Consider the following 1,914-nt stretch of genomic DNA (forward strand, 5'->3'; position numbering starts at 1 on the left):
AATTAGTAGTCTCGGGCAGGCTCGAACTGCCGACCTCTACATTATCAGTGTAGCGCTCTAACCAGCTGAGCTACGAGACTTTTTTATGAGTAAGGGGTGATAAGTAATAAGTAATATCCTCGCCTCCTTTTCTCAATCTCTTCCCTTTACTAATTTCTAGTGGGTTTTGTATTTTTAATATAATCAACCAAACAAAAAACTAAAGCTTTACTTTGAAGTAAGTACTTTGTATCTTACGATACTTATTTGTTTATCGTCTTTAAGACGCTCTAAAATGAGATGTTCCAGCCGCACCTTCCGGTACGGCTACCTTGTTACGACTTAGCCCTAGTTACCTGTTTTACCCTAGGCAGCTCCTGTTACGGTCACCGACTTCAGGTACCCCAGACTTCCATGGCTTGACGGGCGGTGTGTACAAGGCCCGGGAACGTATTCACCGCGCCATGGCTGATGCGCGATTACTAGCGATTCCAGCTTCATAGAGTCGAGTTGCAGACTCCAATCCGAACTGAGACCAGCTTTCGAGATTTGCATCACGTCACCGTGTAGCTGCCCTCTGTACTGGCCATTGTATTACGTGTGTGGCCCAAGGCGTAAGGGCCGTGATGATTTGACGTCATCCCCACCTTCCTCTCTACTTGCGTAGGCAGTCTCACTAGAGTCCCCAACTTAATGATGGCAACTAGTGACAGGGGTTGCGCTCGTTGCAGGACTTAACCTAACACCTCACGGCACGAGCTGACGACAACCATGCAGCACCTTGAAAAATGTCCGAAGAAAAGTCTATTTCTAAACCTGTCATTTCCCATTTAAGCCTTGGTAAGGTTCCTCGCGTATCATCGAATTAAACCACATAATCCACCGCTTGTGCGGGCCCCCGTCAATTCCTTTGAGTTTCATTCTTGCGAACGTACTCCCCAGGTGGCTAACTTATCACTTTCGCTTAGTCTCTGAATCCGAAAACCCAAAAACGAGTTAGCATCGTTTACGGCGTGGACTACCAGGGTATCTAATCCTGTTCGCTCCCCACGCTTTCGTCCATCAGCGTCAGTTGTTGCTTAGTAACCTGCCTTCGCAATTGGTGTTCTAAGTAATATCTATGCATTTCACCGCTACACTACTTATTCCAGCTACTTCAACAACACTCAAGACCTGCAGTATCAATGGCAGTTTCACAGTTAAGCTGTGAGATTTCACCACTGACTTACAGATCCGCCTACGGACCCTTTAAACCCAATAAATCCGGATAACGCTTGCACCCTCCGTATTACCGCGGCTGCTGGCACGGAGTTAGCCGGTGCTTATTCGTATAGTACCTTCAGCTACTCTCACGAGAGTAGGTTTATCCCTATACAAAAGAAGTTTACAACCCATAGGGCCGTCGTCCTTCACGCGGGATGGCTGGATCAGGCTCTCACCCATTGTCCAATATTCCTCACTGCTGCCTCCCGTAGGAGTCTGGTCCGTGTCTCAGTACCAGTGTGGGGGATCACCCTCTCAGGCCCCCTAAAGATCGTAGACTTGGTGAGCCGTTACCTCACCAACTATCTAATCTTGCGCGTGCCCATCTCTATCCACCGGAGTTTTCAATATCTATCGATGCCGATAAATATATTATGGGGTATTAATCTCCCTTTCGAAAGGCTATCCCCCAGATAAAGGCAGGTTGCACACGTGTTCCGCACCCGTACGCCGCTCTCAAGATTCCGAAGAATCTCTACCGCTCGGCTTGCATGTGTTAGGCCTCCCGCTAGCGTTCATCCTGAGCCAGGATCAAACTCTCCATTGTATGTTTGTCTGACTCACTCAAAGTTTTTTAACGCTTTAGTTTTTTCCTTACTTGGTTGTTATATTGTATGTCAATGATCTTTATATCTTCCGCTTTTTAATGAAGCACTCTCTTCTGTCAGTGGC

General features: G+C 47.2%; 1 tRNA gene and 1 rRNA gene. Both read right to left on the reverse strand.

From position 1 onward, the window contains the following. Positions 1 to 6 precede the first annotated feature (6 nt). Positions 7 to 80, reverse strand: a tRNA-Ile gene (locus tag GFU89_RS23170). A gap of 192 nt (positions 81 to 272) precedes the next feature. Further along, positions 273 to 1,789: ribosomal RNA gene (locus GFU89_RS23175) — 16S ribosomal RNA — on the reverse strand. Positions 1,790 to 1,914: the final 125 nt, after the last annotated feature.

It is taken from the genome of Chryseobacterium sp. JV558, assembly GCF_033712365.1.
Classification (GTDB): Bacteria; Bacteroidota; Bacteroidia; order Flavobacteriales; family Weeksellaceae; genus Chryseobacterium.